Genomic DNA, 26,602 nt, shown 5'->3' on the forward strand with positions numbered 1-26,602 from the left:
GCGCCAACCGTGAAGCCGGTGATCCAAAAATGATGGCGCGCCTGTCGGCGGCGGGCTTGTTGCCGAGCTGTTGGCCGGGCGGGCGAGTCATGCGGAGCGAAGCCGGCAAAACGAGCTTTGGCAGGTGCGACGAGCTTTGTCTGCCAGCGCTCGCACCGGCCCGGCAATGTCAAGTCAAAAAAGGCGGCTCCTGTGGCTGACGATTGTGGCACTTATCCCCCTGCGCTCCTCTCCCGGGAAGAGAAGCGGGAAACAAGGTGAGTCTGAATGAAATTGTCTCGCGTGCTGCAAATTCGCCTCTCTTTGCAAGAGAGCGGCCGGAGGTGAGTTTACCGGCTTCCACAAACGAACGTGACATTGTTGAGCAGAGGTGCGGGCAAACGGGCAGGAAACGGCCGGCGGTGGGAGGCTGCAGGACAGCCGGTATTCCCGGACTGGTTTTGCCAAGTGCCCTCTGCAGTGTCGGGCGAATTCGAAGGTGTGCAGGGGCCACCGCGAAGGGCTTGCACCCGCGCACGCGCAAGTTTGATGGCATCGATTATTATGATGAAGAGGAAGGAGCCCTTGAAAAGCTTCAAAACCAAGTATGGCCATTTTTCCAAAGACGGCAGGGAGTATGTGATCACCACCCCGGTCACCCCGCGGCCGTGGATCAATGTGATCAGCAACGGCGATTATGGCCTTGCCATCTCCCAAACCGGCAGCGGCTACAGTTGGCGCACCCACGCCCAGCTCAACCGACTCACGCGCTGGGAGCAGGATCTCATCAAGGATGAATGGGGCAAGTACATTTATCTGCGGGATGAGAAGGGCAATGTCTGGTCGGCAGGCTGGAAGCCGGTGTGCCACGAACCGGAGCGCTACCTCTGCCGCCACGGCCTGGGCTACAGTGTGATCGAGTCGGTCAATTTCGGCATTGCCTCCAGCCTGGTGGTGTTCGTGCCCCGGGACGAACCCCTGGAGCTTTGGAAGCTGACCGTGTACAACAGCTCGCGCAAGCCGAAGCAACTCACTCTGTTTTCCTTTTTCGAATGGTGTCTGGGCCAGGCGCCGGACTGGCACCGCGAGTTTCACAAGTCGTTCATCGAAACCGCTTACGACGCCATGAGCCACGCCATTTTCGCCACCAAGCGCCTGTGGGAAATTCCCACGGCGCGCGGCCACTGGAATGCCGAGTGGGGCTATGTTGCGTTTCACGCCGCCAGCATCAAACCGGCCGCTTTCGACACCGACAAGGAGACGTTTTTCGGGCGCTACGGCGATTTGCGCCTGCCCGCAGCAGTGCAGGCCGGCAGGCTCGCCAAACGCGCGGGCAACTGGCTGGATCCGATCGCCAGCCTGCAAATCGAACTCAGGCTGAAGCCCGGGGAGCAAAAAACCGTGTGCTTCCTGCTGGGCGCCACGCAAACAGTGGAAGAGGCGGTGGCGCTGAGTTACAAATACCGCGCTGCCGACCAGGTTGAGGCCGCGCTGGCAGCGGTGCAGCAGCACTGGCACGAGTTACTGAACACGGTGGCATGCGACACGCCGGACGACGCCATGAATCTCATGCTCAACACCTGGCTGAAGTATCAAGCCATTTCCGGCCGGTTGTGGGGGCGCAGTGCCTACTACCAGACCGGCGGCGCCTTCGGCTTCCGCGATCAATTGCAGGACAGTCAGATTTTTCTTCCCATCGATCCCGCGCGCACGAAAAGCCAGATTCTGCTGCACGCCCGCCATCAATTCAAAGACGGCACAGTCTATCACTGGTGGCATCCCATTTCGGAGGTCGGATTGCACAATCAAATCTCCGACAACCTGCTGTGGCTGCCCTTCGTGGTCAACAGCTACCTGCAGGAGACCGGCGATTTCTCCCTGTTGCAGGTTTCCGAACCTTTTGTCGATGATTCTCACGCCGTTCCACTTTACGACCATTGCGTGCGCGCCCTCGACAGGTCACTGGCACGCACGAGCACGCGCGGGCTGCCGTTGATTGGCGCCGGCGATTGGAATGACGGCTTGAGCGCGGTCGGCCTGGATGGCCGGGGCGAGTCGGTGTGGCTGGGTCATTTTTTACACTTTCTGCTGCTGGCATTCGCGCCGATCGCCGAACACTTCGGTGACACGGAACGTGCGCAGACATACCGCGCCCGCGCGGCACGGCTGCGCGAGGCCTTGAACGAGCACGCCTGGGATGGTGAGTGGTATTACCGCGCCACCAAGGACAACGGCGGGAAAATCGGCAGCCGGGAGAACAGCCAGGGCCGGATTTATCTCAATGCCCAAACCTGGGCGGTGATTGCCGGTGTTGCCGAGCGCAGCCGCGCCGAACAGGTGATGAACATGGTGGAGCAGCATCTGGAATACAAAGCCGGCCCGTTGCTGCTTTATCCCGGTTATGACACGCCCGACCAGTTCATCGGCTATCTTTCGCGCTACGCCGCCGGCATGCGTGAGAACGGCGGCGTGTATACCCATGCCGCCACCTGGGCGGTGATGGCGGAAGCCATGCTCGAGCGGGGCGAAGCCGCCTATCGTCTTTTCTCCAAGATCAACCCGGTCAACCGCGGCATGAAGCCGGAGGAGTACTTCGCTGAGCCGTATGTCACGGCCGGCAACATCGAAGGGCCTGATTCAAAATTCTATGGTCGCGGCGGGTGGACCTGGTACACCGGCTCGGCTGCGTGGCTCTTCAAGGCCGGCTGGGAGTGGATTCTCGGCGTGCGGCCGACAGTCGAGGGCCTGGTGGTTGATCCCTGCATTCCCTCGACCTGGAAGGGATTCAAAGTCCGGCGACGGTTTCGCGGCGCGGTGTATGATATCGAAGTCAGAAATCCTCACCACGTGAACTGCGGCGTGGTGGAGATTTGGGTTGACGGGGAGAAGTACGCCGAACAGTGTCTGCGCTCGAAACCCGTGTTGCCGGTTTTTGCGGCGGGATCGACCCACCGCATCGTCGTGACGCTGGGCAGGCGCACGGAATAATCCGTGTCTGTCCTGCGCGGCAATTTGTGGATGAAACGATCCTGTCACGGCCCGGCCGTTGCCTCAACACGCCCGAGGCTGACGGCAAACTCGAAGGCTGGCAGTCCCCGGCTCAGCCGGGGTTGGAACATTTCCCAAACAGAAACTCACGATCATCCTCTTGACCATGACACTCGAAGCGCTGCATTCGCCTCTCGCGTTTCTGCAACACATGCTCGGCGCCGTACCCGCGCCGGAGCAACTGCGGGCGCAGGAGCAGTGGTGGCAGGCAGAAGGGAATACCGTGTCGCGGGCCATCGATCAGGGCGGCACACCCTGGCTGCGCATGTTCGATGCCCACGGCACCCGGGTGGATGAAATTCTCCTGCCCCCGGCCTATTGGAGCATGCTCAAGCGCGGTTATTGCCAGGGCATCATCTGGCGGGTGTTTGAGGAGCATTCGCTGCTGCCTTTTTGCCATATGGGCTATGTCACCGCCTTTCACGATCCCGGACTTTTTTGTCCCTACACGGTTTCGCTGGCGACTGCGGTGGCGCTGGAAAAGTATGGCAGCGACGATTTGAAAAACCGCTTTTTGACACCTTTGCTCCGCCGGGATGAGAGCGTGTGGCAGGGCGCCACCTGGATGACTGAAATCAAGGGCGGCTCCGATTTGGGCGCGGCCGTCGAAACCACGGCGGTGAGGGCCGGCGATTGCTGGCGGCTGACCGGCGCGAAATATTTTGCCAGCAACGTGGGCGCCGAGCTGGCGCTGGTGGCCGCCCGGCCCGCAGGCGCCAGGCCGGACGTGCGGGGGCTGGCGCTTTTTCTGGTGCCCAAACTGCGTGACGATGGCAGCCGCAATTACTTTGTGCGCCGCCTCAAGGACAAAATTGCCACGCGCGCCGTTCCCACCGGCGAGGTGGAATTGCACGACAGCGAAGCCCATTTGCTCGGCACGCCGGAGCAGGGAATCTATCTGATCCTCGAGGTGCTGAATCTTTCCCGGGTGGCCAACAGCCTGGCGAGTGTGGCGTTGATGCAGCGCGCGCTGGGTGACGCCCGGGATTTTGCGGCGTCGCGCCGGGCTTTTGGAAAACCGGTCTTGCAGCAGCCGCTCTTGCGCCGACAATTCGACGAGCGACTCGCGCAATTGCGCGCGGCGTTTGCCCTGGCGTGGGAGGCGGCACAACTGCTGGAGGCGGTCTGGCAGGAGCGCCCGCCTTATTCGGAGCGCCATCACCTCTTCCGTCTGCTGGCCCATCTCGCCAAATATTGGACGGCGGAAGTGGCCGTGCAAACCGCCAAGTGGGCCATGGAAGTTTACGGCGGGGCGGGCACCCTGGCGGAGTTCGGAATCGAGCGCTGGCTGCGTGAAGCCATGATCCTGCAGATTTGGGAGGGCACGCCGCATCGCCAGATTTTGGACGGCCTGGAGGTGATGGAACGCAAACAGGCGCATCGCCTGCTGGAACAGCATCTCGCTGCGCAGGGCGGAGCGGAAACACTCGCTGCCCTCCGCGCGCGCATCGAAACACTGCCGGGACTTTCCCGTGCGGAAAAGGAAGCCGGTGCCGAGGCGCTCTTTCGCGAGCTGGCGATGACCACCGCGAAGGTGTTATCCCAAAAGGAGCCCTGATGATGAAAAAAATCCTTTCGTTGTGTCTGCTGCTCGCCCTCGCGGCTGTTCCGACCGCGGCGCAAACGCAGGCGGCAGGGCTGCACATGGTCGTGCTTGGCTCCTCCACCGCCGAGGGCACCGGCCCGCGCGATCCCAACAATGCCTGGGTCAATCGTTATCGCGCCTTTCTGCAAAGCCGCAATCCCGCCAATGTGGTGACCAATCTGGCGCGCGGCGGGTACACCACCTATCACATCCTGCCGGACGGCACCACCCCGCCGCCGGGCCGGCCTGCCCCCGACCACGAGCGCAACATCAACAAGGCGCTGTCGCTCAAGCCGAGCGCCATCATCATCAACCTGCCCAGCAACGACGCGGCCAGCGGCTACCCTGTGAAAGAGCAACTCGCCAATTATGAAGCCGTGCTGGCGAAGGCGCGGGCCGCCACCGTGCCGGTGTGGATCACCACCACACAACCGCGCAATCTCCCGGCCACCCAGCGCCAGCTTCTGATTGCCATGCGCGATTCCACCCGGGCGCGCTGGCGCGAACAGGTGATCGATTTTTGGAGCGGTCTCGCCAATGTCGACGGTACCATCGTGCCCGCCTACGACAGCGGTGATGGGGTCCATCTCAACGATGCGGCGCATGGCATTTTGTACGATCGCGTGGTCGCCGCCGGCGTGCACAACGTGTCGGCTCTGACCGACAGCCTGTTTCTCGATCTGGTGCAGCGCGCCTGCTTCGATTACTTCTGGCAGGAGGCCAATCCCAGCAACGGTTTGATCAAGGATCACAGCGCCACTTATGCACCCTGCAGCATCGCCGCGGTGGGCTTTGGTCTGACTGCGATCACCATCGCCATCGACCGCGGCTGGATTTCCCGCACGGCGGGCCGCGACCGTGTGCTGACCACGCTCAACACCTTCTGGCAAAAACCGCAAGGCCGGGAAGCCCAGGGACGCATCGGCTACAAAGGTTTCTTTTATCATTTTCTCGACATGACCACCGCGCTGCGCACCTGGGATTCCGAACTCTCCTCCATCGACACCGCGCTGCTGCTGGCCGGCATTCTCGATATGAAGCAGTATTTCACCGGCAGCGATGCCGCGGAAACGCAAATTCGCAGTCTGGCCGACTCGATTTATTACCGGGTCGATTGGAACTGGATGCGCAACTTTCAACCCAACCTCACCGGTGGCTGGTCGCCGGAGCGCGGTTTCATCGGCTGGTGGTGGAGCGGCTACAATGAAGCCATGATCATGAACCTGCTGGGGCTGGGCTCGCCCACCCATGCGCTGCCCGCGTCGATCTGGAAGGCCTGGACCGGCGGCTATCGCTGGCAATTGCTTTATGGCTATGAGTTCGTCAGCTTCCCGCCGCTCTTCGGCCATCAGTATTCGCATTGCTGGATCGACTTTCGCGGCATCCAGGACGAGTACATGCGCGCCAGGGGCAGCGATTATTTTGAAAACTCGCGGCGGGCCACGCTGGCGCAACGCGCCTATTGCATCGCCAATCCCGGCGGCTGGCTGGGCTACGGCGAGAACGTGTGGGGCATCACCGCCTGCGACGGCCCCAATGGCTACAAGGCGCGCGGGGCGCCGCCGCCCGAGAATGAGGACGGCACCATTGCGCCCACCGCCGCCGGCAGCTCCATGCCCTTCACCCCGCGCGAGTCGCTGGCTGCCCTGCGCCACTTCTACGACTACTACGGCCCGAGTTTGTGGACCCGCTATGGCTTTCGCGATGCCTTCAATCTCACCCGCAATTGGTGGGCGCCCAACATCATCGGCATCGATCAGGGCCCGATGATCGTGATGATCGAAAATTATCGCAGCGGCCGCGTCTGGCGGCGCTTCATGCAAAACCCCGACATTCAACGCGGTCTGCAGCGTGCGGGCTTTATGCCGGTCACCGGCGTCGTTGCAAAAAACTTCCAGCCCCCCGCGGCTTTCACGCTTTTTCAGAATTATCCGAATCCCTTCAATCCGATAACGAACATTCGCCTTTCCCTGGCGCAGCCCATGCCCGTGAAGTTGCGTGTTTTTGATCTCGCCGGGCGGGTGGTGGCCACATTGTTCCAGGGCACTTTGGCCGCCGGGTCGCATGAGTTTGTTTTCGACGGCCGGCATCTGGCAGGCGGAATTTATTTCTATGAACTGCAAGCGGGAGCATTTCAACAAATAGGCAAGGTCCTCTTGCTGAAGTAGCACCCGCGACAAGGCGCCGTCCGCGGTGCATGAACCACCCAGCCTGACAGCGATGCCCGCATGACAAAAAAGACACTGATACTGCCCGGCTTGCTGCTGCTCGCCGGGGCTGCCGCCCTGACCATCAGGTGTGAAAGCCCGGCGCCGAAAAAGCTGCCCACTCCCGTGGCCGCCTGGGATCCCTTCCTCGACACCCTGCAAGTCCGCACGTTGAAATTTTTTCTCGAAACCACCGACCTGCAAACCGGCCTGTGTTGGGATCGCTGGCCCTCCCCCAGTCCCAGCAGCATCGCGGCCATCGGCTTCGGCCTGACCTGCTATCCGATCGCCGCCGAGCGCCGCCTGCTCACACGCGCCGAGGCGGCGCAACGCACCAACAACACCCTGCGCTTCCTGTGGCACCTGCCGCAAAATGACCGACCCGACAGCACCAGCGGTTACCGGGGCTTCTTCTATCACTTCTTGCAAGTGCCCGGCGGCCTGCGCGAGTGGCGATGCGAATTGTCCACCATAGACACGGCCCTGTTGCTCGCCGGCGTGCTGTTTTGCCAGTCCTATTTCGATCAAGCGGATCCCGTTGAACAATCCCTTCGCGCTCTCGCCGATTCGCTTTATCTGCGCGTCGACTGGAACTGGTTCATGGCGGACGCCGCCGGGTTGAAAACCGCCTGGTATCCGGAACGCGGCTTCGGGAAACACATCTGGGACGGCTACGACGAGGCCATGATTCTTTACATTCTTGCCCTCGGCTCGCCCACCCATCCGTTGCCGGAAAGCACCTGGCAAACCTGGACCAAACCCTACGTTTGGGCCGAATATTACGGCCTGGCGTTCGTCAGCTTCGGGCCGTTGTTCGGCCATCAGTACTCGCATTGCTGGATCGACTTTCGCGGCATTCAGGATGATTACATGCGCGCGAAGGGCAGTGATTATTTTGAAAACTCACGGCGGGCGACTTACACGCAGCAGGCTTATGCCAGGGAAAACCCGCGACGATATCGTGATTATTCCGAAAACCTCTGGGGATTCACCGCGTGTGACGGCCCCAAAGACACCACCTTTGTGGTCGATGGCAGCACGCGGCAATTCTGGTCCTATCGCGCCCGCGGCGTGTCATTTGATTGGGTGGAGGATGACGGCACCCTTGCACCGACCGCGGCCGGCGGTTCTGTCGCATTCGCGCCGGAGATTTGCATCCCGGCGCTGAAAACGATGGCAGAAAAATACGGCGATCGTTTGTGGACGAAGTACGGCTTTCTTGATTCATTCAATCCTTCCTACATTACCCCACAGACACCCAACGGCTGGTTCGACCACGATTACCTGGGCATCGATCAGGGGCCGATCGCGATCATGATAGAAAACTTGCGCACCGGCCTGGTGTGGGAGGTGATGAAGAAGAACAAGTACATCGTGACCGGCCTGCAGCGTGCCGGCTTCAGGGGCGGCTGGCTGGAGCACGTAAAATAGTGCCTGTACGAAAGAGTTTCACCCTCGGCTGGGTCGAGGGTTTTTCAAGCTTCACGAGTCTGGAGGAATTTCAGAGGGTATTCAGGCAACGGCCAAGCCGTTGCGGATCGGTTGTGAGGGACACGAAATCATTGGGGCCGACAACCAACTCCCGCATGCCGCAAGGCGGCGGCCCATCATGCACTCATTAACCGGAGGAGAGGCCATGACCGAACTGACCGCACTTTGGCTCCCCATCCTGCTGTCAGCCGTGCTCATTTTCATCGTGAGTTCGATTATTCACATGGCGCTGCCCTGGCACAAGAATGACTACCGCAAGGTGCCAAACGAGGCCAGGGTGATGGAGGCGCTGCGCCCGTTCGCGCTGCCGCCGGGGGATTACATGATGCCACGCGCCACCAGCATGAATGAAGCACGCAGCCCCGAATTTGCCGACAAGCTGAAGAAAGGCCCGGTGATGGTGTTCACCGTCCTGCCGGCCGGCCAAATGGCTATGGGGAGCAGTCTGCTGCAGTGGTTTCTCTATTCCATTGTCGTCAATCTGTTTGCCGCCTATGTTGCAAGCCGGGCGCTCAGTGCCGAAGCAGGCTATTTGCAGGTGTTTCGCTTCGTCGGCACCACTGCCTTCCTGGGCTACGCCGTTGCGCTCTGGCAGATGTCGATTTGGTATAAACGTTCCTGGACCACGACCTTCAAAACCACCGTGGACGGTCTGCTCTATGCACTGTTGACGGCCGGCGTGTTCGGCTGGTTGTGGCCGCACTGAGGCAAGATTTTCCTGCCACGAAAAGTGCAATTTTATGAAATGACCGGCGGTTTTTTGTATGGCGATTTCTGATTGCGTGGCAGGCTTGTTTCCCGCAGGGGTGAGGTTTGGCGCAGGCATATGACTGAGGCAGCGCCGGGTTGGTGCGCTGCGACCGGTGCCTGTTGCGCCCCGGCAGATCCAGGTACACGCTGCAGCCGGGCGCTGCCGCATGCCAACGGTGTCTCGGCGGCGGCAAACCTTCATCGTCCCAACCGGACAGCAGTGCCCGCCTCCCGCGCGGGAACGATGGTGAGCAACCGGGCTTCGAAGACAACGCAATGTGAAAAGATGAGAGCAGCCCATGAAGCGGCAGATTGGCGTACTCACGCTCGCGCTTTTGGCGATGGGGGAAGACAGCCTGGCCCAGCCCAGGCTGCTGGATGATTTCGAAAACCTCGCGGGCTGGCAGGTGATCGTTTCCGACGGCGTCGCCGGCAGACTTGCCAGCGTGCCGGGCCACACCGGCAGGGCCCTGGCGTTGGAATTCGAGTTTCAGGCTGGGTCCGGCTATGTCATCGCACAGAAGCGGCTGCCGCTCACCCTGCCGGAGAATTACAAATTCAGCTTCTATTTGCGCGGCGAAACGCCGGTCAACAATTTCGAATTCAAGCTGCTCGATTCCCTGGACAATGTCTATTGGATCAAGCAGCTCAACCTCGACTATCCGCGCGAGTGGCAAAAGCGCACGATCAAAAAACGTCACATTACTTTTGCGTGGGGGCCGGCCGGCGGCGGCATGCCGCAGCGCATTGACCGTGTCGAGTTTGTGATTTCCGCCGGCGCCGGCGGCAAAGGCCGGATTTGTGTCGATGATTTCAAATTCGAGCCGATTGATGACGCCGCCCAACCCGCCGGCCCGCCGCGCGTGCATGCCTCGTCCTCCATCTCTTCCAGTCCGCCGCAGATTACTGCCGACGGCAACCTCATCCACGATTGGATCAGCGCCGGCGCAAGCGAGCACGAGCAGCTCACGGTCGATTTTCAAAAAGTGCGCGAAATCGGCGGGCTGGTGATTCACTGGGATTCCTCCAAATTCGCCACCGCCTACGATGTCGAATTGTCCGACGACGGGAAAGAATGGACCACGGCCTATGCCGTGCGCAACGGCACGGGAAAGAAGGACCATCTCTATCTGCCCGAGGCCGAGGCCAGGTTCCTGCGCCTGCAGCTCATGCAAAGCAATGGCGGCCGCGGTTATGGTCTGCTCCGGCTGGAAGTCAAAGGCCCGGAATTCTCCGCCTCGCCGAATGCCTTCTTCACCGCGATTGCCACCGCCCCGGACATGCGGCGCGGCTTTTTCCCCAGACCTTTTTTGCGGGAGCAAACCTACTGGACCATCGTCGGTGTCAGCGGTGACAGCAAAGAAGCACTGCTCAGTGAAACCGGCAGTCTCGAGGTGGACAAGGCCTGCTTCTCGCTCGAACCATTTTTGCATGTCGAGGGCCGGCTGTTGACATGGCATGATGTCAAGCGCCGCCAGTGGCTCGAGCAAAACTATTTGCCGGTTCCCTCGGTGCAATGGGAAAGTGACAAAGTGCAACTCACGATAACGGCCTTTGCTGCCGGCGAGGCGGGCGCCTCCCTGCTGGTGGCGCGCTATCATCTGCGCAACAGCAGTGAGAGGGCGGTGGCGGGAAAGCTGTTCATCGCGCTGCGGCCGTTTCAAGTGCTGCCGCCCTGGCAGGAGCTCAACCTCATCGGCGGGGTCGCGCGCCTGGACAGCTTGCGCCATGCCGGCGGCGTTGTTCACGTCCGGCCGCACAAGCGGGTGTTTCCGCAGCCGCCGCCCACCGGCTTCGGCGCCGCAACTTTCGATCAGGGCGACATCACCGAGTATTTACAGGATGGTGTTCTGCCGGCCAACACGGTGATCGGCGATCACACCGGTTTTGCCTCCGGCGCGCTGCAATATGATTTCACGCTCGCACCCGGCGAGGTGAAAGAGGTTGCCCTGGTTGTGCCGTTCCATGACGGCGTGGCTTCTGAAAATTGGAATGTCGCGGAGCTGCTGCAGCAGACCAGAGAATTCTGGCAGGCCAAACTCGATAACCTCACGATTAGATTGCCGGGCGCGGCGCAGGAACTCGTCAACACCTTCAAATCGCAAATCGCCTACATCCTGATCAATCGCGACGGTCCCGCGATTCAACCCGGGTCGCGCACTTACGAGCGCGCCTGGATTCGCGACGGTTCACTCACCGCGACGGCGCTGCTGCAAACCGGCCATGCCGCCGAAGTGCGGGAATATCTCGACTGGTATGCGCCGCATCAATATCCCTCCGGCAAAGTGCCGTGCGTGGTCGACAGCCGCGGCGCCGATCCCGTGCCCGAGCACGACAGCCACGGCCAGTTGATTTATGCGGTGATGGAATACTATCGCTTCACGCACGATCGCGAGTGGCTGCGCGGCAAATTTCCGCACGTGATCAAGGCGGTGCGTTACATTCAGGAACTGCGCCGCGGGCGCATGACCGAACCTTATCGCACCGGCACGCCGGAACAGCGCGCCTGTTTCGGTTTGGTGCCGGAATCGATCAGCCACGAAGGCTATTCCGCCAAGCCCATGCACTCCTACTGGGATGATTTCTTCGTGCTGCGCGGTCTGAAGGATGCCGCGGCAATGGCGGAGATTCTGGGAGAGCGGGAGCTGGCGCGGGAGTTCGCCGCCGAGCGCGATGATTTCCAAACCTGCCTTTACAATTCGATGCGGCTGGCGATGGCGAACAAAAACATCGACTATATTCCCGGCTGCGTCGAGCTGGGTGATTTTGACGCCACTTCGACCACCATCGGCGTGTCGCCGGTGAACGAGCTGGGCAACATTCCCGAGCCGCAACTGCACCAGACCTTCGACAAATACTTCCAATTCTTCGAGCAGCGGCGCCGTGGGGAAATCGACTGGAGCAACTACACGCCCTACGAGCACCGCCTGACCGGCACGTTCATTCACTTGTATGATCGCGAGCGGGCGCACGCCCTGCTCGATTTTTTCATGGCCGACCGCCGGCCGCCGGGTTGGAATCATTGGGCGGAAGTCGTGTGGCGCGATCCGGCCACCCCCAAAATGATCGGCGACATGCCGCACACCTGGGTCGGCTCCGATTTCATGCGCGCCGCGCGCAGTCTATTCGTCTTCGAGCGCGAGCAGGACGCCGCCCTGGTGATCGGCGAGGGCATCCGCGAAGCATGGGTGCGTGACCCCGCCGGCGTGGAAGTGAGAAATCTGCCGACGCATTATGGCACGTTGCATTACCGGATGCACATGCACGACGGCCGGGTGATCGTCGAATTGGAGGGTGATCTCTCCCTGCCACCGGGCAGGCTGGAGGTGCGTTCGCCGCTGGCGGCCGCGCTCAAAGGCGTGCGGGTCAACGGCAAAAAAATCGCGTCTTTCACCTCCGATCGGATTTTCCTGCACACCCTTCCGGCACGACTGGAATTGCGTTATGCCACAGGCAGGCCTGGTTCATAGTTTCCGTTTCTCAACGGTTATACCTGGCGCAGCCATGGCCGCAACCAAACCTGTCAACCGCGAGGCCGCAACGCGCGCGCAGGCTTTCTTTGTGTTCTTCATGCTTTCGCATGCAAGCATGTGTTGCGATTATTCCTCATTCGCTGCATGCCTTCTTGCATCAGTTTGACGTTCCAGTTCAACAAGCCTTCAAGGCGGCAGTCGCGTAATTTCAAGCAGGTCGGTAGTTGGGCTTCGTGAATTGATAGTAGTTTATCGACCGCTTTATTCTCAATGATGATACAACCTTCGGCGAGCATCTCAATGCGGTAACCGGCATCAATTCGCCGGCCGTCATATAGACTCGGTGGCGATACTTCGCAATTCATTCACAAACCGCGCTCGTGCAGCCTTCAAGCCTGACACGGTTGCCAGGGCGACCCCAACGCGTGAAGCCAGCGCTGTCATTCGCCTGGCGTTCCTGGCGCTTTTGGTGGTTCAAAAAATCTTCGCGATCGTGATAATTTCGCCGTGATAATACTGCAGGGATCGTTCATGTTGAATTGCATCCGGTTGCGGTGGCTGCTTGCATCGCTTATGCTCATCCTGACGTGCAGCGGCAGGGCTTGGACGCAGCAGCGTGTCCCGCCTGCTGCCGAGGGCCGAATCGACTCGTTGTTGGCGGTCATGACCCTGGAGGAAAAGCTCGGTCAACTGAATCAGCTTTCCGGCCCGTGGCGTGACACGCTGAGCGTTGAACTGAAGGCGATGATCAGCAGGGGGGAAGTCGGTTCGTTGCTCAATGTCGTCGGTGCGGAGGGCACGCGCGAGGCGCAGGAAATCGTCCTCAAAGAATCGCGGCTGCGAATTCCGCTGCTTTTCGGCCTGGATGTGATTCATGGTTTTCGCACTATTTTTCCGATCCCGCTGGCCGAGGCCGCAACATGGGACGTGGCGGCGGTGGAACGGGCGGCACGCGTCAGCGCGCTGGAAGCCACGGCCGCGGGCATACATTGGACTTTTGCACCGATGGTTGACATCGCGCGTGATCCGCGCTGGGGCCGCATCGCCGAAGGCTCGGGCGAGGACCCGCATCTGGGCGCGGTTATGGCAGTGGCGCGGGTGCGCGGCTTTCAGGGAACCGACTTGCAAGCGCCGGATGCGCTGCTGGCCTGCGCCAAACATTTCGCCGCCTATGGCGGTGCCGAAGGCGGCCGTGATTACAACACGGTCGACCTGTCCGAGCGCACGCTGCGCGAAATTTACCTGCGGCCGTTTCAAGCGGCGGTGGCGGCCGGCGCCGGCAGTCTGATGTCCGCCTTCAACGAAATCGGCGGCGTGCCCAGCTCTGCCAACCATTGGTTGCTCACCAAAGTTTTGCGCGAAGAGTGGCATTTCAACGGCTTTGTGGTGAGTGATTGGAATGCCATAGGCGAATTGCTGGCGCACGGTGTGGCCGCCAATCGCGCCGCTGCGGGGGCGCTCGCCCTGCAGGCCGGAGTGGACATGGACATGGAAAGCCGCATCTATTTGCAGGACCTGGCGCCCCTGGTACGCGAAAAAAGGCTCCCGGAGGATTTCATCAATCAGGCTGTGCGCCGTGTGCTGCAGGCCAAGCAGCGGCTGGGCCTGTTCGGCGATCCTTTCCGCGGAAGCAGCAAGGCTCGCGAGCAAGCCATGCTCCTGCATCCCGGGCACATTGCACTGGCGCGCGAGCTGGCGCAAAAAGCCATTGTGCTGCTGAAGAATGAAAAAAATCTCCTGCCGTTGCGCCGGGACATGCGCACGCTGGCGGTGTTGGGGCCGCTCGCCGATGATCGCTCCGCACCCCTGGGGCCGTGGCATTGCGACGGCAAACCCGAAGACGTGGTCACGGTTTTGCAGGGCATCAAAGCCGCCGTTTCCCCCGGCACCAAAGTCCTGCACGCTCGCGGCTGTCCGGTGGACAGCCATGACACCCGCGGCTTTGCCGCAGCCCGGCGCCTTGCTCTGCAGGCCGAGGCCGTGATTCTGGTGGTCGGTGAAAATGAAGAGATGAGCGGCGAAGCCGCCAGTCGCGCGCATCTGCAATTGCCCGGGGTGCAGGAAGAATTCGTCCGCCTGATTCACGCCACCGGCAAACCGGTGATTGTGGTATTGATGAATGGCCGGCCGCTGACCGTGCCGTGGCTCGCGGAGCAGGTGCCGGCGCTGGTGGAATCGTGGTTTCTCGGCGTGCAACACGGCCATGCCGTGGCGGACGTGCTGTTCGGCGCAGTCAATCCCAGTGGCAAGCTGCCTGTCACCTTTCCACGCAGCGAAGGCCAGATTCCGCTGTATTACAATTTTAAACAAACCGGCCGGCCGCCGGGGGAGGACAAATACACCTCCAAGTATCTCGACTTCACCAGCACGCCGCTCTTTCCCTTCGGCTACGGCTTGAGCTACACTACTTTCACCTACAGCAACTTGCGCCTGAGCGCCGCAAAAATCCGCCGGCAGGATTCCCTGCGTGTGTCGGTCGAGATTCAGAACACCGGCAGCCGCAGCGGTGAAGAGATTGTGCAGCTCTATGTGCGCGACGAGGTCGGCAGCGTGACCCGGCCGGTGAAAGAGCTCAAGGATTTCCGCCGTGTGGCGCTGGCTGCGGGGGAGAGCAAAACCGTGGCCTTCGTCCTGCACCCCATGCAACTGGCCTTCTACAATCTCGACATGAAATGGACGCCGGAACCGGGCACATTCAAAGTCTTCGTCGGCAAAAACTCCAATGAGGTTTTGGAGGCGCGTTTTGAGTTGGTGGAATAACACCCGCCCGGCCGCGCCTGCCGGTGTGCGGCGGTTGCGCTGTCATAATTGGCGGTGTGTGGCACGCCGCGGCAGCTCTGCAAGGCCGGGGCATGCCGGCCGGCTGCAGAATGCCCTGGCGATGTTGTGTGCACTTGCGCTGAGCGCGTGCCAATCCGACCAGGAGGAGAAAACTGTCATTAAATTCTGGGCCATGGGCGCGGAAGGCGAATACGTGCAACAGCTCCTGCCGGAATTCCACCGCCGCCACCCCGGCGTCGCCGTCAAGATTCAAAGCATTCCGTGGACGGCCGCGCACGAGAAATTGCTCACCGCCTATGCCGGCAATTCCCTGCCCGACATGTGCCAGCTCGGCAACACCTGGATTCCCGAGTTTGTACTGCTGCAGGCACTGGAGAATTTGCAACCCTGGATCGACAGCTCGCGCGTGATTCAGCCGCGAAACTACTTTCCCGGCATCTGGGACACCAACGTGCTGCAGGGCGCGGTCTTCGGCATTCCGTGGTATGTTGATACCCGGGTGTTGTTCTATCGCAAAGACATTCTGCAGCAAGCCGGCTGGGAGCAGGCGCCGCGCACCTGGCAGGAATGGCTCGAGGTCTCACGCCGCATCAAACAACTGCCGGGCGGGGAAAACAAATACGCCCTGTTGTTGCCAACCAATGAATGGGCGCCGTTCGTGATCACCGGTTTGCAGGCCGGTTCGCGCCTGTTGCGCGATGACAATCGCTATGGCGATTTCAGCAACCCGGCTTTCACCCGTGCCTTCGAGTTTCTCATGCAGTTTTATCGGGAGAAACTGGCGCCGGTGGGCATCACCCAGGTGACCAACATCTATCAGGGCATGGCCGAAGGTTTCTTCGCGATGTACCTCACCGGGCCGTGGAACATCGGCGAATTCCGCAAGCGCCTGCCGGCTGACTTACAGGATGATTGGATGACGGCGCCCCTGCCCGGCCCGGAGGAACACACGCCCGGCGTCTCGCTCGCCGGCGGTTCGAGCCTGGTGATGTTCAAGCGCTCGCCCCACAAACCGGAAGTCTGGAAGCTGATTGCCTATCTCTCCGAACCCCGGCAACAGCTTGCCTTCTACCGGATCACCGGTGACTTGCCGGCAGTGCGCGCCGCCTGGCAGGATACCTCACTCACCAATAATCGCCATGTCCAGGCGTTTTATCGCCAGCTCGAGCACGTGGTGCCCACGCCCAAAATCCCCGAATGGGAGCAGATTGCGATGAAGGTGCAGCAATACGCCGAGATCGGCTCTTTGCAGCGCCGGCCGGTGGCGGAGGTGCTGGCGGCGCTCGACCGCGAAGTCGATTTGATTCTGGAAAAACGGCGGTGGCTGCTGGAGGTGAGATCCCATGACTGAGTCCCGCCGGTCGCGCACACTGCAGGCGGAAATCAAAAGCTTGCGGCGCGCCGCCTACTTCTTTCTCGCACCCGCGCTGCTTCCGATTTTCCTGTTCTTCTTTGTGCCGGCGCTCGCTGCCTTTGTGCTGAGTTTCACCGATTTCGACATTTATGCGCTCGGCAATTTTCAGTACATGCGCTTTGTGGGAGGGAAGAACTATGTCCAGCTTTTGCAGGACCCGCTGTTTTGGAAGGCCATGGCCAACACCTTTTATTACGTGCTGCTCGGCGGGCCGCTCGCCATTGCCGCCTCATTGGGAGCCGCGCTGCTGCTCCATTCCCGGGTCATGCGCTGGAAGGCTTTCTTTCGCACAGTTTACTTCGCGCCGGTGGTGACCACGCTGGTGGCGGTGGCCGTGGTCTGGCGCTTTCTCTATCATCCCCGTTTTGGTCTGCTGAATTATCTGCTCGGCTTGTTCGGCATCGACCCGATCGACTGGCTGGGCGATCCGGTCTGGGCCATGCCCGCCATCATCCTGCTGTCGATCTGGAAGAACTTCGGCTACAACATGATCATCTTCCTGGCCGGCCTGCAAAACATTCCCGATCAGCTTTATGAAGCCGCACGCCTGGACGGCGCCGGTGCCTGGCAGCAGTTCACCCGCATCACCCTGCCGCTGCTGATGCCCACCACAGTGTTCGTCAGCATCATCGCCATGATCGGCAACTTCCAGTTGTTCACCGAGCCCTACGTGATGACGCAGGGCGGACCGGTCAACAGCACGCTCAGCCTGGTGCTGTTGATGTATCAGCAGGGGTTTCGCTGGTGGAATCTGGGCTATTCCGCGGCGATCGCGTTTGTGCTGTTCGGGATCATTCTCGCCGGTTCCGTGCTGCAGTCCTGGCTGCAAAAACGCCGGGAGGCCTGATGCCCCGTCTCGCTAAAATTTTGCTTCTCCTGCTCGCCGTCTTCCTGGCTGCCGCCACGCTGGCGCCGGCTTTGTGGATGGTCTCGGCCTCGTTTATGGCCGCGGGCGAAGCCAGCACCTTTCCGCCCCGGCTGCTGCCCGCACGGCCGACGCTCGAGCACTATGTCGCGCTTTTCACCCGGCTGCAGCTGCTGCGCTATTTTGTCAACAGTCTGATCCTGAGCGTGAGCATCACGCTGATCTCCCTGTTCCTCAACTCCATGGCGGGTTATGCCTTTGCGAAATACCGCTTTCCCGGCCGTGACCGCCTGTTTCGCTTGTTGGTGGCGGAGATGGTGATTCCGGCACAGGTGACCACGCTGCCGCTTTTTCTCATGCTGAACAAAATCGGGTTGATCAACACCTACTTTGGCGTCATGGTGGCCGGCATGGCCACCATTTACGGCATTTTTTTGATTCGCCAATTCGCGCTTGCCATTCCCGACAGCTTCCTGGAAGCGGCGCGCATGGACGGCGCCGGCGATTTCCGCATTTACTGGTCCGTCATCCTGCCCTTGTGCAAACCCATCCTCATCACCCTCGCGATCTTCACCTTCATGGGGACCTGGAACGACTTCCTTTGGCCGCTGATCGTACTGACCGACGACGCGATGTACACCCTGCCGGTGGCGCTGGCCAACCTCACCGGCGAACACGTGCAGGACACCGAGTTGATGATGGCGGGGGCGGTGGTGACCGTGCTGCCCGTCATGATCATTTTTGTCGCACTGCAGAAATACTACCTCAGCGGCATCATGGCGGCCGGATTGAAAGAATGAGCATGGAAATATTTCTTGAGATTTGCCCGCGTGCTTATTACTCTTAAGCGGCCTGATCTTCCGGAAAACGTCATCACTTTTCGCAGATTTCCGAGTATTTATGCGGGTCATCGCCAAAGAGAAATCGCGCCGCGAACGCCGGTTCCATCTTTTTCTGAACGCCTTCCAGTATTCCACCGACGCCATCATTCTCACAGATTTGCAGGGAACCATCATCGAGGCGAATCCGGCTTTCACCAATTTGTTCGGCTGGACGCGCGAGGAGGCGGTGGGCCAGAATACCCGCATTTTGCGCTCGCGCCACACCAGCGATGACTTCTACCGGCAAATGTGGGAGTCGATCAACAGCAGGGGCAAATGGGTGGGCGAGATCATCAATCGGCACAAAGATGGCCATGAGATCCCCATCCTGCTCTCCATCACCCCGATCTTCCAGGGGGAGGAAAAGATCGGCTACATGGGAGTGGAGATCGATCTCACCGAGAAAAAGCGGATGGAGACCGCGCTGCAGCGCGAACGGGAATTTTCGGCCTCGCTGATTGAAACCGCCAACTGTCTGATTGTCTGCCTCAACCTGGCCGGCGAAATCACGCTGTTCAACCGCAAGGCGGAGGAAGTTACCGGCTATTCCCGCTACGAGGTGCTGGGCCGGAACTGGTTTGAGATTTTTTTGCTGGAGCATCTGCGTCCGGAGGTCAACGAGGTTTTTCAGGCGGTGGTGCGGGGCGAGCTGCCTTCGCAGTATGAGAACCATATCATGACGCGGCGGGGGGATGAACGGCTGATTTCATGGGCCAACACCGTCATCCGTGATGAACACCAGGCGGTCACCGGCGTGCTGGCAATCGGCATCGACATCACCGATCAGAAACGGCTGGAGAAACAGGTGTTGCAAGCCGAGCGCCTGGCGACCATCGGCAAGATGGCGGCCAAGGTGGCGCATGAGATTCGCAACCCGCTTTCCTCCATCAGTCTGAACGCCGAGATGCTGCAGGATGAAATCAGCGCCTATGAGGCGGTGAATGTCGAGGAGGCGCGTGCGCTGCTGCGCGCGATCATCGCGGAAATCGACCGTATGACGGCGCTGACCGAGGAATATTTGCAGTTTTCGCGGCTGCCGGAATCGCGGCTGGTGCGGGGCAACCTCGTGCGCCTGATCGAAGAGACCGTCGAGTTTCTGCGGCATGAGCTGCGGCAGAAGCGGGTGGAGGTCGAATGGCATTTGCCGGAGGAGGTGGGGGAGGTGCAGTTCGACCGGGTGCAGATGCGGCGGGCGCTATTGAATCTCATTCGCAACGCGGCGGAGGCCATGCCACGCGGCGGCCGGCTCCGCATTCGCGTGGAACAACGGGGCGAAAGTGTGATCATTCACATCGAAGATACTGGGGTCGGCATTCCGCCGGAGGTGATCGGCAAGATTTTCGAGCCGTTTTTTACCACCAAGGAGGTCGGCACCGGCCTGGGCCTGGCGATCGTGCAGCAAATCATCACTGAGCATGGTGGCCGGATTTTCTGCACCAGCAAGGTCGGCCAGGGCACGGCTTTTTCCATCATCCTTCCCGTGCACGAAACCGAGTGAGGGCAACACCGTGCAGGAAAAATCCATTCTCATCGTCGATGACGAGGAAAGCGTGCGGGATTCGCTGGAGCGGGTGCTGCGCAAGGCGGGTTACGTCACGCGCAGTGCCAGCTCCGGTGAGGAGGCCCTGGCGCTCATGTCCGCCGCCGCCGCCGACATCGTCCTGACTGATTTGCGCATGCCAGACGGTGACGGCATGAACCTGCTCAAGAGCCTGAAGAAGAAGTATCCCGACGTCGAGGTGATCGTGCTCACCGGCTATGGCACCATCGAGACGGCGGTGGAGGCGATCAAGGAGGGGGCCTATGATTTCATCACCAAGCCGCCCAAAAAGGCGGTGATCCTGAGCACCGTGGAGCGCGCCATCGAACGCCAGAATCTGGCGCAGGAGAACAAGTATCTCAAAGCGCAACTGGGCCGCGGCGATTATGAAGAGATCATCGGCAGGAGCCAGGCCTTTCAGCAGGTCATGCAGATGGTCGAGCGCGTCGCGCCGTTGATTTCCACGGTCTTGATCACCGGGGAAAGCGGCACCGGCAAGGAGCTGATCGCGCGCGCCATACACCGCAAAAGCCCGCGCGCCAAAAACCGCTTCATTCCGGTCAACAGTGCCGCCATTCCGGAAAACCTGATCGAGAGCGAGCTGTTCGGCCATGTCAAGGGCGCCTTCACCGGCGCGATGCGCGACAAGCAGGGCCTGTTCAAGGTGGCGGACGGCGGCACGCTCTTTCTCGACGAGATCTCGAGTGTGCCTCTCAACCTGCAGGTCAAACTGCTGCGTGCCATCGAGCAAAAGGAGATTCTGCCGGTGGGCAGCACGCGGCCGGAAATCATCGACGTGCGCATCATTGCCGCCACCAACAAGGACCTGGCGGCGGAGGTGGCGCAGGGCAACTTCCGCGAGGATTTGTATTACCGCCTGAATGTGGTCGGCATCAACATCCCGCCCCTGCGCGAACGGGTGGAAGACATTCCCGAGCTGGTCAATCACTTCATCAAAGTCTACAATGCCCAATTGAACAAGCAGATTCGCGGCGCCCACGAGGCGGTGTTGAATGCTTTCAAAACCTATGAGTGGAAAGGCAACGTGCGCGAGCTGGAAAACGTGGTGGAGCGCGCCATGATCATGTGCGACAGCGACATGCTGCAGCTCGCCCACTTTCCCCCGATGTTTCTGGCCAAACCCGGCCTGGAGGAGGTCGAGGGCGGCTTGAAAGGCTCGGTGCGAAAATTCGAGCGCGATGCCATTTTCAAGGCGCTGCAGGCAGCCGGCCAGGACAAGAGCAAAGCCGCCAGCCTGTTGGGCATGAGCCTTTCCACGCTCTATCGCAAAATGGCGGAGCTGGGCATTCCCAGCAAGGAATAGCACGGCGCTCGCGTCATGTCTGCAAAGCGCCTTTGCTTTGCTGGCGTGGTCCGGGCAAAGAGCAGTAATTTTGCCCGACTGCGGGTATGGCGAAGCAAGGGCGCTTGTGCCGACCCCGCCAGCGGCAAAGTGACCGGCAGGCTGCGAGGTCGCCGGCAACAGGCAGGACAAGCTCTCAGCAATGTTGGACGATGGTGAGGCTGCGCTCCGGCGCGGCGGCACACCCGTATGGCTTTGCGCGCCGGCGGCCGTTGGCGTCCTGACGGGTAACACTTCAGTTGCGTGTGGTGACTTGGCGCAGACACGCCTGCGCTGCGCCTCATGTTACCGAAGGATTATTCTGACGGCCCGGCCTGCTTTGCCCCCCTGAAGTCACTGCCGCCTTTCTCTCCCGCTTGATTTCATTTTATTGAGCTGGCCTCTTCTCAAAAATGGGAATCCGCCGAAATCATTTTACTGACCCTAAGAAAAACATGCTCTAAATCGAGGGTGAAATGCGCTGGTGCGCGAATTCTCCATCGCTTTCTTTTACAGCCGTTTGTACCGTTACAAGCGGCTTTTCTGTTTGTGGAAGAGAAGCGGTATGCTTTTTGAGATTTGAGCGGGCAGGACAGAGCACAGGAGGTCCGCTTGCCAGCCAGCGAACAGCAACGCATTTTGATCATCGGCGATGATCGTGAGTTCCGGCGGTCGCTGACCAAGATCTTCCAAAAAGAAGGTTTCCTGGTAAACACAGCCGCCACCGGCAGCCAGGCCGGGATTTTGCTTGGCAAACACGACTATCCGGTCATTGTGCTGGATCTCAAACTGCCGGAAGGTTCTGGACTCGATTTGTTGCACGACATTCGCCAGGCGAGTCCGGGGTCCCAAGTGATCGTGGTCACCGCCTGCAGTGACGCGATGATCCGCCGCGCTGTCCTGGCCGCCGGCGCTTTGGATTATCTCACCAAGCCGGTGAAGCGCAATACGCTGCTAGCCGCAGCGCAGCGGGCACTGGCTTGCCGTGTACGCGGCGGCAACAGCAAGGGAAGGAGGGCAACCATGCTGACCATTAAACGGATTTTGTTCCCCACGGATTTTTCGCGCTGTGCCGATCAGGCGCTCGATCATGCCCTGTACCTCGCACGGCAGAATCGCGCCGAATTGCATATGTTGCACGCTCTCGTGCCGCTGGAGTATGATGTGAACAATCCCGGCCATCACTTCCCCGATCCGGCGGCGTTGACGGCGCGGCTGGAGCAAATCGCCTCGGACCGCATGAAAGCGGCGCTCGCCGGGCGGGGTGTGGACGATTTGCAGGTCATCCCGGTGCAGCGTCAAGGCATCTCCATTGCCCCCACGATTTTGCAATATGTCGAAGAGCAAGACATCGATCTCATCGTCATGGGCACCCACGGCCGCCGCGGCCTGGGCCATCTCTTTCTGGGCAGTGTCGCCGAGGAAATCGTACGCGAAGCCCCCTGCCCGGTGCTCACCATTCGTGAGCGCAGGGAGCCCCGGCCGGTGGATGCCATTCGTCAAATTCTCGTGCCGATGGATTTCTCCGAACATGCCCGGGAGGCGCTGCGTTACGCGCAGCACTTTGCCGGTTCTTATGGTGCGCACCTTCATTTGCTGCACGTGTTCGAGAGCGGTGCCCTGCCTCCTTTCTACACCGGCCTCGAGCTTGCCGGGCCCGAGATGACAACCGACCGCAAGGCGCGCGTGGAACGGGCGCTGCAACAGCTCCGCGAAGAGTTGACGGCGACGGGCGTGCCGGTGATTACGCATCTGCTGGAGGGATATGCCGCGCACGACATCGTGCACTTTGCCGGCCAGCAGGGCATCGACCTCATCGTGATCGCCACCCATGGTTTGACCGGTTTCAAACATCTGCTGCTTGGCAGCGTCACTGAAAAAGTCGTGCGCCACGCACCCTGCCCGGTGTTCACGGTGAAAACGTTCGGGAAATCGCTGGTGCAGTAAATGCTGTTTCACCTCTTGGGAGAAAGGAGTCTGTCATGCGGTTGCTGAAGTTGGCTCTACCGCTGGGTTGGATGGTGGGGCTGGTGTTGGCGGCGGGCTGCAAGCAGGATCCCGCGCCGTTGCCGGCAAATCTGGTGCAGCAGATCAGGCAGGGCGAACAAATCTTTCAGCGCGAAGAGTGCGGGGATTGCCACCGCCTTGGACACGGCAATGAGGAGTTTCAAGGCGGCGAGCTCTCCGCCCTGATGCTGGCGATGGACACGTTGTATGTCAAACGGCATTTGCAAAGCCTGGAAGATTCCTCCCGCATGCCACCCATTCCGCTGACGCCGGAAGAAGTCAGTGCCGTGACCCAGTACATTGCCTCGCTGCATGGCAAGGTCAACACACCGGTCAATCTCGAAAGTCTCGACGGTGTGTGCCCAATTTGCGGCGCTCCGCTCAATACCACGGTGGCTTTCCGCAACAATCTCTGGGCGCAACACGGCGACAAGACCTACTACTTCGAGTGCCCGGATTGCAAGAAGGCGTTCCTGCGCGATCCCAAGCGCCACTCCAGAAGCGGCTACCTGCGGCTGCAATGACCCTGTGTCCGTTTCTGCGCCCCGGCGCTGCAGCCCTGACTGCAGCCGCCGGGCGGCAGCGGCGCCGGACGGGTGGATGGTTGAGAACGAGAGACGGTATGAAAACGATTGAACCGAGCAGCATTGATCATTTGATTGCCGCCCTAAGGCGCCGCGGTTTTGATGACATCCTGGGCCCGAAGGTGCGGGACGGCGCGATCGTCTATGACAAACTCCAGACCGCCGCCGATCTCCCCGCCGGCCTCACGGATGAACAGGAGGGCGGCCACTACCGCTTGCAAGCGCGTGCCGATCGGGCGCTCTTTGGCTACAATGTCGGCCCCCATTCCCTGAAAAAATTTCTCTTCCCGTCCGTGCTGAAATTATGGCAGGCCCGGCGCGACGGCGAAAGCTTTGTGATTGAAGCCGGGCAGGCCCCCATGCCGCGCCTGGCCGTCCTGGGCGTGCGCGCCTGTGAACTGCATGCGCTCGCGATTCAGGATCGCGTTTTCCTGCAGGGCGTCCATGTCGACCCCGATTACCGGGAGCGGCGCACGAAGTTGTTCCTCGTGGCGGTCAATTGCAGCCAGGCCGGCGCCACCTGCTTCTGCGCCTCGCTGCACACCGGCCCGAAAGCCACCGCCGGGTTCGATCTGGCGCTCACGGAGGTGATCACCGGGCAGCGCCATTATTTTGTTGTTGAAACCGGCAGCGCCGCCGGCGAGGAAGTGCTCAATGAAATTCCCCATCAGGAAGCGGGCGAGGAAGAACGGCGCCTTGCCGAGGAACAGGTGGCGCGCGCCCGCCGGCAAATGGGGCGGCAGCTCGCAACTGAGGGTCTCAAAGAGCTGCTCTATCGCAACACCGAAAATCCCCGCTGGGAGAGCGTGGCCAACCGCTGCCTGACCTGTGCCAACTGCACCATGGTCTGCCCCACGTGTTTTTGCACCACGATCGAGGAGGTGACCGATTTGCGCGGCGAACACGCCGAGCGCTGGCGCAAATGGGATTCCTGCTTCACGCTGGATTTTTCCTACATCCACGGCGGCAGTGTGCGGCCCTCCGCCAGGGCGCGCTACCGCCAGTGGCTGATGCACAAACTGGCCACCTGGGTTGATCAGTTCGGCACCTTTGGCTGTGTCGGATGCGGCCGCTGCATCACGTGGTGCCCGGTGGGCATCGATCTCACCGCCGAGGCGCAGGCAATCCGCGAGAGCGAAGCAAAGTGAGTGAGCCGGCAGGGTCCCGGCCGTGCGCCGCAGTCCGAAACGGTGCCGGGGTGTAACCGGCAACCCATCCTGCAGGCAGAGATTAACGATACTGAGGGAGAACCATGGAAACACTCGAACCGATTCTCGCGGAGCATCCTTTTTTGAAAGGCATGACGCCGGCGCAACTGCAGTTGCTGGTCGGCTGCGCCTCCAATGTGCGTTTTGATCCGGGCCAGTACATCTTCCGGGAGGGCGAGGAGGCCAATCAGTTTTACATCGTGCGCCAGGGCAAGGTGGCGCTGGAAATCGTCACCCCGCAGCGCGGCTCGATTATCATCGACACGCTGAGCAATGACGAAGTTCTGGGGTGGTCGTGGCTGCTGCCGCCCTATCACTGGCATTTCAACGCGCGCGCGCTCGAGCTCACCCGCGCCATCGCACTGGATGGCAAATGCCTGCGCAACAAATGCGAGAGCGACCACGATTTGGGCTATGAATTGTTGAAACGTTTTGTCCATCTCATCGAACAGCGCCTGCAGGCCACGCGCTTGCAGCTTTTGGATCTCTACGGCAGTTGACGCGGCTGATGCTCCGGTGCCTGCCGCGGCGAAGCGTGGCGTCATGATTTCATTTCCCGCCCGGATGAGTGCACCGGAGAGGGTCGTGTGTGCGAGTGAGAAATTTTATGGCTGAGACTCTTTCCCATCCCATGCTGCCGCATCCTTATGTGATTCGACAGGTGCGCAAAGAAACGCCCGATACCTTCACGCTCGAGCTCGAACCCGACGATGGCCATCACCATCCGGCTTTTGCGCCCGGGCAATTCAACATGCTCTATCTTTTCGGCGTGGGTGAGATCCCGATCTCGATCAGCGGGGATCCGACCCGGCCCCTGCCGCTGGTGCATACCACCCGCGCGGTTGGCGTGGTGACCAATGCCATGCGCGCACTCAAACGGGGCCAGGCGCTGGGCGTGCGCGGTCCCTTCGGCACGCACTGGCCGGTGGAAAAAGCGGAGGGGCAGGATGTTTTGATCGTGGCGGGCGGCATTGGTCTGGCACCTCTGCGGCCGGCGATGTATGCCATCCTGGCACAGCGGGAAAAATTCGGCAAAGTCGTGCTGCTCTACGGCGCGCGCACCCCCTCTGACATCCTCTTCCGCCGCCAGCTTGAACAATGGCGGGCGCAGTTCGATTTGGAAGTGTATGTCAGCGTTGACCGCGCCACCGGCGCCTGGCGCGGCAACGTTGGCGTGGTCACCAAGCTGATTCCCAAGGCGCCTTTTGACCCGCGCAACACCGTGGCCTTTGTCTGCGGGCCGGAGGTGATGATGCGCTTCACGGTTGCCGAGCTGGAGAAGCGCGGCGTGCTCTCCCGGCAGATCTTCGTCTCGATGGAGCGCAACATGAAATGCGGCATCGGCTGGTGCGGCCACTGTCAGTTTGGCCCGGCCTTCGTCTGCAAGGACGGCCCCGTTTTCCCCTACACCGAGGTGAAGGAGTTGATGACCAGGTGGGAGATCTGA

At 60.7% G+C, this 26,602-nt stretch carries 18 protein-coding genes; 17 read left to right on the forward strand and 1 reads right to left on the reverse strand.

The window, feature by feature from the left end; all coding sequences use genetic code 11:
* Positions 1–564: 564 nt before the first annotated feature.
* The 6 genes from ONB52_00765 to ONB52_00790 all read left to right on the forward strand — a co-directional run bounded on the left by ONB52_00765 (position 565) and on the right by ONB52_00790 (position 12,530).
* On the forward strand, positions 565–2,967 hold the full coding sequence (locus ONB52_00765) for a glycosyl transferase family 36 (protein ID MDZ7414670.1): 2,403 nt from the start codon (positions 565–567) through the stop codon (positions 2,965–2,967).
* Positions 2,968–3,133: 166 nt separating this feature from the next.
* Positions 3,134–4,585, forward strand: a complete 1,452-nt coding sequence (locus ONB52_00770) for an acyl-CoA dehydrogenase family protein (GenBank protein ID MDZ7414671.1) — start codon at positions 3,134–3,136, stop codon at positions 4,583–4,585.
* Positions 4,585–6,780: a GDSL-type esterase/lipase family protein gene (locus ONB52_00775; protein ID MDZ7414672.1), complete on the forward strand. Its 2,196-nt coding sequence runs from the start codon at positions 4,585–4,587 to the stop codon at positions 6,778–6,780. Before ONB52_00770 ends, ONB52_00775 begins: the two co-directional genes overlap by 1 nt.
* A 60-nt stretch (positions 6,781–6,840) precedes the next feature.
* Positions 6,841–8,250 carry a Tat pathway signal protein gene (locus ONB52_00780; protein ID MDZ7414673.1) on the forward strand — a complete coding sequence of 470 codons (1,410 nt, stop codon included), beginning with the start codon at positions 6,841–6,843 and terminating at the stop codon, positions 8,248–8,250.
* A 205-nt stretch (positions 8,251–8,455) separates the two neighbouring features.
* Positions 8,456–9,016 (forward strand): hypothetical protein, encoded by a 561-nt coding sequence (locus ONB52_00785; GenBank protein MDZ7414674.1) that lies wholly within the window; start codon positions 8,456–8,458, stop codon positions 9,014–9,016.
* A gap of 343 nt (positions 9,017–9,359) precedes the next feature.
* Positions 9,360–12,530: a discoidin domain-containing protein gene (locus tag ONB52_00790; protein MDZ7414675.1), complete on the forward strand. Its 3,171-nt coding sequence runs from the start codon at positions 9,360–9,362 to the stop codon at positions 12,528–12,530.
* Between the two features lie 98 nt (positions 12,531–12,628).
* On the opposite strand, the gene ONB52_00795 is transcribed toward ONB52_00790, so the two are convergent.
* Positions 12,629–12,898: a GxxExxY protein gene (locus tag ONB52_00795; GenBank protein MDZ7414676.1), complete on the reverse strand. Its 270-nt coding sequence runs from the start codon at positions 12,896–12,898 to the stop codon at positions 12,629–12,631.
* A gap of 208 nt (positions 12,899–13,106) precedes the next feature.
* Between ONB52_00795 and ONB52_00800 the strand changes: the two genes are divergently transcribed.
* The 11 genes from ONB52_00800 to ONB52_00850 all read left to right on the forward strand — a co-directional run bounded on the left by ONB52_00800 (position 13,107) and on the right by ONB52_00850 (position 26,602).
* Positions 13,107–15,293: a glycoside hydrolase family 3 C-terminal domain-containing protein gene (locus tag ONB52_00800; protein ID MDZ7414677.1), complete on the forward strand. Its 2,187-nt coding sequence runs from the start codon at positions 13,107–13,109 to the stop codon at positions 15,291–15,293.
* The gene (locus ONB52_00805) at positions 15,277–16,665 is read left to right on the forward strand and encodes a sugar ABC transporter substrate-binding protein (GenBank protein ID MDZ7414678.1); all 1,389 of its coding nucleotides are present in this window, start codon (positions 15,277–15,279) and stop codon (positions 16,663–16,665) included. Before ONB52_00800 ends, ONB52_00805 begins: the two co-directional genes overlap by 17 nt.
* Positions 16,658–17,575 (forward strand): sugar ABC transporter permease, encoded by a 918-nt coding sequence (locus tag ONB52_00810; GenBank protein ID MDZ7414679.1) that lies wholly within the window; start codon positions 16,658–16,660, stop codon positions 17,573–17,575. Before ONB52_00805 ends, ONB52_00810 begins: the two co-directional genes overlap by 8 nt.
* Positions 17,575–18,393, forward strand: a complete 819-nt coding sequence (locus ONB52_00815; protein MDZ7414680.1) for a carbohydrate ABC transporter permease — start codon at positions 17,575–17,577, stop codon at positions 18,391–18,393. Before ONB52_00810 ends, ONB52_00815 begins: the two co-directional genes overlap by 1 nt.
* A gap of 100 nt (positions 18,394–18,493) precedes the next feature.
* Positions 18,494–19,972, forward strand: a complete 1,479-nt coding sequence (locus ONB52_00820) for a PAS domain S-box protein (protein MDZ7414681.1) — start codon at positions 18,494–18,496, stop codon at positions 19,970–19,972.
* A 10-nt stretch (positions 19,973–19,982) separates the two neighbouring features.
* Entirely contained in the window at positions 19,983–21,338 is a 1,356-nt protein-coding gene (locus tag ONB52_00825) for a sigma-54 dependent transcriptional regulator (protein ID MDZ7414682.1), read from the forward strand.
* A gap of 630 nt (positions 21,339–21,968) precedes the next feature.
* A complete protein-coding gene (locus ONB52_00830; protein MDZ7414683.1) occupies positions 21,969–23,303 on the forward strand; it encodes a universal stress protein in 1,335 nt (444 codons plus the stop codon).
* 35 nt (positions 23,304–23,338) lie between these two features.
* A complete protein-coding gene (locus ONB52_00835; protein ID MDZ7414684.1) occupies positions 23,339–23,887 on the forward strand; it encodes a hypothetical protein in 549 nt (182 codons plus the stop codon).
* Between the two features lie 98 nt (positions 23,888–23,985).
* On the forward strand, positions 23,986–25,095 hold the full coding sequence (locus ONB52_00840) for a 4Fe-4S dicluster domain-containing protein (protein ID MDZ7414685.1): 1,110 nt from the start codon (positions 23,986–23,988) through the stop codon (positions 25,093–25,095).
* A gap of 104 nt (positions 25,096–25,199) precedes the next feature.
* Positions 25,200–25,655: a cyclic nucleotide-binding domain-containing protein gene (locus tag ONB52_00845; protein MDZ7414686.1), complete on the forward strand. Its 456-nt coding sequence runs from the start codon at positions 25,200–25,202 to the stop codon at positions 25,653–25,655.
* A 107-nt stretch (positions 25,656–25,762) separates the two neighbouring features.
* Positions 25,763–26,602 (forward strand): FAD/NAD(P)-binding protein, encoded by an 840-nt coding sequence (locus ONB52_00850; protein MDZ7414687.1) that lies wholly within the window; start codon positions 25,763–25,765, stop codon positions 26,600–26,602.

The sequence above is a fragment of the candidate division KSB1 bacterium genome (assembly GCA_034506255.1).
In the GTDB taxonomy this organism is placed as follows: domain Bacteria; phylum Zhuqueibacterota; class Zhuqueibacteria; order Zhuqueibacterales; family Zhuqueibacteraceae; genus Coneutiohabitans; species Coneutiohabitans thermophilus.

What these genes read in the sequence shown, in the direction of transcription:
- ONB52_00780 (MDZ7414673.1), top strand. Translation starts at nt 6,841, where the DNA reads ATGACAAAAAAGACACTGATACTGCCCGGCTTGCTGCTGCTCGCCGGG.
- ONB52_00790 (MDZ7414675.1), top strand. Translation starts at nt 9,360, where the DNA reads ATGAAGCGGCAGATTGGCGTACTCACGCTCGCGCTTTTGGCGATGGGG.
- ONB52_00795 (MDZ7414676.1), bottom strand. Translation starts at nt 12,898, where the DNA reads ATGAATTGCGAAGTATCGCCACCGAGTCTATATGACGGCCGGCGAATT.
- ONB52_00845 (MDZ7414686.1), top strand. Translation starts at nt 25,200, where the DNA reads ATGGAAACACTCGAACCGATTCTCGCGGAGCATCCTTTTTTGAAAGGC.
- ONB52_00770 (MDZ7414671.1), top strand. Translation starts at nt 3,134, where the DNA reads ATGACACTCGAAGCGCTGCATTCGCCTCTCGCGTTTCTGCAACACATG.
- ONB52_00850 (MDZ7414687.1), top strand. Translation starts at nt 25,763, where the DNA reads ATGGCTGAGACTCTTTCCCATCCCATGCTGCCGCATCCTTATGTGATT.
- ONB52_00835 (MDZ7414684.1), top strand. Translation starts at nt 23,339, where the DNA reads ATGCGGTTGCTGAAGTTGGCTCTACCGCTGGGTTGGATGGTGGGGCTG.
- ONB52_00840 (MDZ7414685.1), top strand. Translation starts at nt 23,986, where the DNA reads ATGAAAACGATTGAACCGAGCAGCATTGATCATTTGATTGCCGCCCTA.
- ONB52_00800 (MDZ7414677.1), top strand. Translation starts at nt 13,107, where the DNA reads ATGCTCATCCTGACGTGCAGCGGCAGGGCTTGGACGCAGCAGCGTGTC.
- ONB52_00815 (MDZ7414680.1), top strand. Translation starts at nt 17,575, where the DNA reads ATGCCCCGTCTCGCTAAAATTTTGCTTCTCCTGCTCGCCGTCTTCCTG.
- ONB52_00785 (MDZ7414674.1), top strand. Translation starts at nt 8,456, where the DNA reads ATGACCGAACTGACCGCACTTTGGCTCCCCATCCTGCTGTCAGCCGTG.
- ONB52_00775 (MDZ7414672.1), top strand. Translation starts at nt 4,585, where the DNA reads ATGATGAAAAAAATCCTTTCGTTGTGTCTGCTGCTCGCCCTCGCGGCT.
- ONB52_00810 (MDZ7414679.1), top strand. Translation starts at nt 16,658, where the DNA reads ATGACTGAGTCCCGCCGGTCGCGCACACTGCAGGCGGAAATCAAAAGC.
- ONB52_00820 (MDZ7414681.1), top strand. Translation starts at nt 18,494, where the DNA reads ATGCGGGTCATCGCCAAAGAGAAATCGCGCCGCGAACGCCGGTTCCAT.